9 protein-coding genes are annotated in these 6,725 nt (G+C 57.3%); 5 read left to right on the top strand and 4 right to left on the bottom strand.

Going from position 1 to position 6,725, the window contains the following annotated elements; genetic code table 11:
• Both AC2FLU_RS20415 and AC2FLU_RS20410 read right to left on the bottom strand, forming a co-directional pair.
• Positions 1 to 204: hypothetical protein (locus tag AC2FLU_RS20415; RefSeq protein ID WP_496812103.1), on the bottom strand; the 204-nt coding region annotated here is incomplete at its 3' end.
• A gap of 54 nt (positions 205 to 258) precedes the next feature.
• Complete coding sequence (locus AC2FLU_RS20410) at positions 259 to 972, bottom strand: uroporphyrinogen-III synthase (RefSeq protein ID WP_480474456.1); 714 nt, start codon at positions 970 to 972, stop codon at positions 259 to 261.
• Between the two features lie 98 nt (positions 973 to 1,070).
• Here AC2FLU_RS20410 and tsaD point away from each other — a divergent pair, with 98 nt between their 5' ends.
• The 5 genes from tsaD to AC2FLU_RS20385 all read left to right on the top strand — a co-directional run bounded on the left by tsaD (position 1,071) and on the right by AC2FLU_RS20385 (position 5,276).
• Positions 1,071 to 2,168 (top strand): tRNA (adenosine(37)-N6)-threonylcarbamoyltransferase complex transferase subunit TsaD, encoded by a 1,098-nt coding sequence (tsaD, locus tag AC2FLU_RS20405; protein WP_496812102.1) that lies wholly within the window; start codon positions 1,071 to 1,073, stop codon positions 2,166 to 2,168.
• Entirely contained in the window at positions 2,165 to 3,127 is a 963-nt protein-coding gene (locus tag AC2FLU_RS20400) for an NAD(P)H-dependent glycerol-3-phosphate dehydrogenase (protein WP_496714597.1), read from the top strand. Before tsaD ends, AC2FLU_RS20400 begins: the two co-directional genes overlap by 4 nt.
• A gap of 1 nt (position 3,128) precedes the next feature.
• A complete protein-coding gene (locus tag AC2FLU_RS20395; protein ID WP_480482615.1) occupies positions 3,129 to 3,398 on the top strand; it encodes a YciI family protein in 270 nt (89 codons plus the stop codon).
• A complete protein-coding gene (locus AC2FLU_RS20390; RefSeq protein ID WP_496714596.1) occupies positions 3,398 to 3,820 on the top strand; it encodes an EVE domain-containing protein in 423 nt (140 codons plus the stop codon). The genes AC2FLU_RS20395 and AC2FLU_RS20390 overlap by 1 nt, the downstream gene beginning before the upstream one ends.
• Before the next feature lie 160 nt (positions 3,821 to 3,980).
• Positions 3,981 to 5,276, top strand: coding sequence for a hypothetical protein (locus AC2FLU_RS20385; RefSeq protein WP_480521342.1), 1,296 nt, complete (start codon positions 3,981 to 3,983; stop codon positions 5,274 to 5,276).
• A gap of 219 nt (positions 5,277 to 5,495) precedes the next feature.
• Here AC2FLU_RS20385 and AC2FLU_RS20380 read toward each other — a convergent pair whose 3' ends face one another.
• The gene (locus AC2FLU_RS20380) at positions 5,496 to 5,837 is read right to left on the bottom strand and encodes a DUF2853 family protein (protein WP_480521340.1); all 342 of its coding nucleotides are present in this window, start codon (positions 5,835 to 5,837) and stop codon (positions 5,496 to 5,498) included.
• 137 nt (positions 5,838 to 5,974) lie between these two features.
• A complete protein-coding gene (locus AC2FLU_RS20375) occupies positions 5,975 to 6,724 on the bottom strand; it encodes an extensin-like domain-containing protein (protein WP_496808481.1) in 750 nt (249 codons plus the stop codon).
• Position 6,725: the final 1 nt, after the last annotated feature.

The following is a 6,725-nucleotide window of genomic DNA, read 5'->3' as shown; positions in this document are numbered from 1 at the left end:
TTCGGCTTCGGCTTCGGCTTCGGCTTCGGCTTCGGCTTCGGCTTCGGCTTCGGCTTCGGCTTCGGCTTCGGCTTCGGACAGGTCTTCTTCTACAGGTTCAGCCGGGTCAACAGGCGTATCTTCCTGCCGCAGATCAGTTTCAACTGCATCATCTGCTAGGAGGGGTTCCACCGGCTTTTGATCGGATTTCTTCTTACCAGCCACCGCAATATTCCCCTTATCGAATCCAAATTCAGATGAATAACAGCCCAGGTTAAGTTAATCGGGGACCTCGCCACCCTCAACCCGCAACACATGTTTCACAAGCTTTTTAACAGCTTTACGCATTTTCTTCGGTGTCGGATGTTTTGCAATCTTCAGGTGCTCATAGTCCAAAGAATAAAGGGGATCAGCCGTAGCCTGGCTGATCGCAACCAGCCAAAGGGGGGCTGATCCGGCCCAGATATCGGCAAAATGTCGCGCCGTGCGCGGCGAGAAAAGCGGAGCAATTATCGGCAGATTTCCTTCGGCGGCCTCGGTGGCCTCGGGTGTTAGCGGCAACAACCGCTGCTGATAGACTGGCTGTTCCCGAACGGTCAGACCAGATTCGGTCAGGCGGCCAGCGATATTACCCCGTGTATGTTCACCCCGCAGGTGCAAAAGCGGGCTTTTGGGCCGATGCTTGAGCAGATGCCCAACCAATTCTTCTGCCGTGGTTCCGACCATCTTGGCCTGCCACCCATACCCTTTCGCGGTACCGGTTGTTGCGGGCCCCACGCAATAGGCCGGCAGAGTGCGGTCAACACCTTTCGAAACCGCCGCATTTACCGCATTGGCCGATGTAAAGATCAATCCTTTTACACCTTTGGTATCCACCGCAACTGGCAGTGGCCGGATTTCCATTATCGGCGAATAGAGGGCCTGTACCCGAGATCTGACGCGGGTTGGCAACTGCTCGACAAACCTTTCCGAGGCGGAGCGAGGGCGGGTCATCAACAAAAACAACGTGTGGCGCCTTGACCCTTCAGGATTGTTTGCATCCGCGCAGGGTGATACCCCGCCGTATATACATGATGCAACGGATCAGGGTGATGGTGCAAACACTTACCGTATTGGGTTTGGAAAGCAGCTGTGACGACACAGCCGCAGCTGTCGTGCGCCAGACCGAAGGTGCCAAAGCCGAGATCCTGTCTTCTGTGGTGCGCGGTCAAACCGATCTGCACAGCGCCTTTGGCGGTGTCGTGCCCGAGATTGCGGCCCGTGCGCATGCCGAAAAGCTGGATGTCTGTGTCATGCAGGCACTGGAGGCCGCCGGTCTGTCGCTGCGCGACATGGACGCTATTGCCGTCACCGCCGGGCCCGGTCTGATCGGAGGGGTCATGTCCGGTGTCATGTGCGCCAAAGGGTTGAGCGCCGCCACGGGCTTGCCGCTGATTGGCGTCAATCATCTTGCCGGTCACGCCCTGACACCCCGCCTGACGGACGGCATCGCCTTCCCTTACCTCATGCTTCTGGTGTCGGGCGGCCATTGCCAATACCTGATCGCCAATAACCCCGAGCAGTTTACTCGCCTGGGCGGTACAATCGACGACGCACCTGGGGAAGCCTTTGACAAGACCGCTCGCCTGCTGGGCCTGCCGCAACCCGGCGGCCCGTCTGTCGAGGCTGAGGCCCGTGATGGCAATCCCCAGCGGTTCCGTTTTCCCAGGCCACTGCTGGACCGGCCCGGCTGTGACTTGTCTTTTTCGGGCCTTAAGACGGCGCTTATGCGGATGCGCGACCAAATCGTGGCCGACAAGGGTGGGCTGACCCGTCAGGACCGAGCTGATCTGTGCGCAGGATTCCAGCAGGCCACAGTGGACACATTGGCCGAGAAAACCCGCCGCGCGATTGATCTGTATCTTGATCACAACCCTGCTGATCCCGTTGTCGCGGTTGCAGGTGGGGTGGCTGCAAACTCGGCCATTCGGGCAGCGTTAGAGTCTGTTTGCGCGCAGCAAAGTGCCCGGTTTACGGCACCTCCGCTGGCTTTGTGCACAGACAATGCCGCGATGATTGCCTATGCGGGCCTTGAACGCTTTCGCACCGGCGCGCGCGACGGTCTGGACCTGACTGCCCGCCCCCGCTGGCCGCTCGATCAACGCAGCCCGGCAATGCTGGGCAGCGGTAAGAAAGGGGCCAAGGCATGAACGTATCTGTCCTGGGATCCGGCGCGTTTGGTACCGCTTTGGCAATCTCGCTATCAGGCAACGGGCCAGTAACGCTGTGGTCCAGAAACGCCGATCAGGCGCGGCAGATGCATGAGACGCGCGAAAACTCCACCAGGCTGCCTGGTGTTTCCTTACGCACGAACATCGCCGTAACCGCAAATATCGCTGAGGCGTCGAAGGCTGACATTCTGCTTTTGGCCGTTCCTATGCAGCAATTGCGCAGCGCCTTGCAAGATCGCGCCCCGGTGCTGCACGGCAAGATACTGGTCGCTTGCTGTAAGGGGATAGAGTTGGATTCTGGCCTCGGGCCCGTTGCGGTCATCAGGGATGTTGTCCCTGACGCCCCGATCGCTTTGCTGACAGGACCCAGTTTTGCTGATGACATAGCGCGCGGTTTGCCCACTGCGTTAACGCTGGCTTGCGGTGATACGAATCTTGGCAAAACATTGCAGACCGAGCTGGCCACTGCGAACCTGCGCCTCTATCGGACCACTGACACCATAGGTGCTGAACTTGGCGGGGCGCTGAAGAACATCATAGCCATCGGTTGCGGCGCAGCAATCGGCGCGGGGCTGGGGGACAGCGCCCGGGCCGCGTTGATGACTCGCGGTTTTGCGGAAATGCAGCGCTTTGCCGCCCTGCGTGGCGCGCGTCCTGACACTCTGATGGGCTTGTCCGGGCTTGGAGATCTGGTGTTGACCTGTTCCTCAGAGCTGTCCCGAAACTACCGTTTTGGCCTTAGTTTGGGTCTGAACCAACCATTTGACCAACATACTACCGTCGAAGGCGTCGCCACCGCGCGCGCCATGTCAGAGATTGCCGTCAAGGAAGGGCTGGACATGCCCATCAGTACAACGGTGGCGGATCTGAGCCATGGTGCCTACAGTGTGACCGAGGCCATCCAAAACCTGCTCAATCGCCCACTCAAGGAGGAATAACATGCTGATCGCACTCATCGCCCGTGACAAAGCCGGGGCACTGCAAACCCGGTTGGACAATCGCGCGGCCCATCTGGCCTATATCGAAGAAACGGGTGTTGTATCGCAGGCAGGGCCGCTGTTGGATGGCGACGCCATGATCGGTTCGCTGGTTGTGCTCGACGTCGAAGATCTGGCTGCTGCGCAAAACTGGGCAGATAATGACCCCTATGCGAAGGCTGGATTGTTCCAGTCGGTTGAACTGATTCCCTGGAAAAAGGTGATCGGCTGATGGCATATTGGCTTTTCAAGTCCGAACCTTCGACCTGGAGCTGGGAACAGCAAATGGCCAAGGGGGACACGGGCGAGGAATGGGACGGTGTGCGCAACTATCAGGCGCGCAATTTCATGCGTCAGATGGCCATTGGGGATTGGGGGTTCTTCTACCACTCTCAAAAGGACAAGTCAGTTGTTGGTATTGTCGAGGTATGCGCCGAGGTACATCCCGACAATTCCACCGATGATGAGCGCTGGGAATGCGTGGATATCAAGGCCGTCCGGTCCTTTTCCAAACCCGTGACACTGGACCAGATCAAGGCCGACGAACGGCTTGCCGAAATGGTGTTGGTGAAAAACTCTCGTTTATCGGTGCAGCCGGTAACTGACGATCAATGGAAGGCGATCTGCGCCTTGGGTGAAACGCAGCCGGATTGACCTGCCGTCCTGTACAAGGTGCAAAACTTCTCAAACGCCCGGCAAGGTGTTATGTTTCCAAGGGCTACGCCGGGTAGGGACCTGAAGGTTATGATTGCTCTGATCGTAACCGCTTGGTGTTGTTCGGATAAATTCGATATGTTTTGAAAGTTTGAACCCCGTGTCTGACACTGAAAACGGCAACGGGACACTCGATAACACCGTTGCTGCGAAAAGCACGAGAACCTGGGAAGCGCGCCTGAAAGAGGCGCGGGAGAAGCGCGCGTCGGTGCTTGCGGGGGCGCAAGAAGAGGCGCTGAAAGAACCTGCTTCGACCTCTGCGCAATCGGACGTTCTGCCCCCACCGGACGATACAGATACTGAGCAGATCGTTTCCGAACGGGTCCGCTCGCTAAATCTGGACAAGCCACGCGTCAGAAAAAAACGGAAAACTCGGGTCGCGTTAGTACTGGTTGCCCTTTTGTGCGGGGCCGCCTTGCAATGGGTCATTGCAAATCTTTTAGATGACTGGCCAACCGCAGACGCAGAAGATCAGGCCGTTCTGAATGCGCTTTCTGAAACCTTTCTGGCCCCCGAAGAACCGCCTGAGGCCGCAGCCACCAGCCTGCCGGACCCGAAAGACGCCCCTATACCAGAGGATCTGTTGGTTTCAGGGCCCCCTGAGCCTGAGCCTCTCTCAATACCCGCTGACGTCAGCGAACCCTTGGACAAGCCAAATAGCGAGTCAGTCGATCCGGTTGTTTTGGATCAATCCAGTGCAACCCTTTCCCAGGAACTGGAAAACACTGTCATGCCGGAAAGCGAGTTTGCAACCGGCCCGAATCCCGAAGCGGTAACGGAGAAGCCGGAGATTTCCTTAACACCGCCCAAGATTTTCATTCCTGCCCGGATGGAACCCACGTTGGCCGCCGCGACCGCCTCAGACATTCAAGCCGCGATTCCTGCCTGGTATGAACCACGACTTCGCAATCCCAATCCGCTGAACAAGGGCGGATTATCGCAGATATCACAGATAACCAATGATCCCATTCCGCAAGAGATCGACACACCCGCCAACCCGCCCTACGCCGAGGTGAAACCGCTTCTTGTGACGCCGATCATTGATCTTGAGGTCTCGCTTTTTGTACCGTCGAGAGTTTCGCAAGAGACCAGCAACCGGGCGTTGGAACTGCTTGTCCGAGGTCAGGCAACAGTGGTGGCAACAGCTCGGGTGGGATACCGGGTCAGAGAAACCCAGGTCCGGTTTTATCACCCCGATGACGCCGAAAACGCCGCGATGGCCGCCGATGCACTGGGGGGTATTTCACGGGACTTCACAAGCTCGGGCAGCAAGACGCGCCCGGGGCGGATCGAGGTTTATCTGGAAGGCAGCGGCGGAAATGCGGACGACAATTCAACCGTTCAACCTGACAGAGCAGAAAACCTCATCGCGCGTATTCTTAAAGAGTTCAGATGAGTAATGAGGGAAGGCTCTGACGATACAGAACCTTCCCTACCCCCGCGTGCTCCCTATTCACCACACGCGTATGGAAATATCTGGTTCTGACCGTCCTGGTCACGGATTGACCTTAGCCCAACCGCGCGCAGCGTTTCAAACGCCAAGTCCTTAAAAAACAACTCAAATACGAAACGCCTGCCGGAAAGACGACAGGCGTTTCAGGATTGCGCGGTTAGATCAGCCGTAAACAGCTTCTTTCCCGAAATGCTTGGTCAGCATGTAATAGACCACGGCGCGGTATTTGTTGCGCTCGGACATGCCATAAGTTTCCATGGCTTTGTTGATCGCTGCCATCAGCTCGGGACCATCTGACAGGCCCAGTTTCTTGATCAGGAAGTTGTTCTTGACGGTTTCCAACTCGGGCGCCTGGCTGGCTGCAACAGTTGCCGCATCTGCGTCATAAATCGCCGGGCCGCAACCGATTGTGACCTTGGTCAGCAGATCCATATCGGGGCTTATTCCGCATTTGTTTTTCAGATCTTCAGCGTATTTGGCTATCAACTCGTCGCGCTTGCCCATGTCCCAATCTCCTTTATCCGTTAATCCGGCACCAATCACCGATAGCCGAGACTAGACGTGTCACAGGTCAGCCCAAAAGGATAAAATATTGCGTTTCCTCCCCCTTAACGAAGGCTGGAATGCACGGGATGCAAGACCTATCTGCAATACCCCCAACCAGAACCTTGCAGGTGAAAATGATCCGCGTGCAAGTGATTGAAGTCCGGGCCTAGAACCACTCGAAACCAGCCGCACGCGCCTCGCCAGGTTTGCCGCATAAATGCGGGTTCGGGTCCGGTACCCTGCCAATCATTTAACAGGGTCAGCACGCGGCCATCGGTCGTCTCCACACCGATGATATCGATCGAGTCCGCACGGGCATGGCTGCTCCATCCGTTGTTTTCACCTCGTAGGGTGCGCATGCGCCTGCAATTGTAGCTTCCGACATGGCGCAATCGGGCAATGCCGGTTCCAAGCAGTTCGTACGCGGCCGGCTGAACGACATGGTGTTCCCACATCGTCAGCCGCAATGTTGTGGCGCAACTGGTTTCAACGGCTTCGATGTGCGAAGTGGCCAGCCGGGTCAGAAGGCCCCGTGAGGCAATGCCACAGCTCTGATCAATGGCCAGATCCTCCATCGCCTCGAAATGAACGCCCGCTTCGGTCAATGTAGCCCGACACTGGGTTTCATCCGCCAAGGCCCGGTTCAGTTGATACCTGGTGACCGGCGTGACCGGCGCGCTGACTTTAAGGTCGTGCAATGGGTTCCAGTGAGATGGCACCGGTGTCTTTGGATGCGCCAACAGCACCCAGCCGCCGCCACCCAGCACGATCACCACAACCAGAACCCTGAAAACAAAGAACGCCGCCGAGTAAAGAAACCGGCGGCGTCCGTTATTCTGTGTCATC

Source organism: Ruegeria sp. SAZD013 (genome assembly GCF_059612525.1).
The sequence above is the reverse complement of the archived record's forward strand: the minus strand, read 5'-3'. Positions and strand labels throughout refer to the sequence as shown.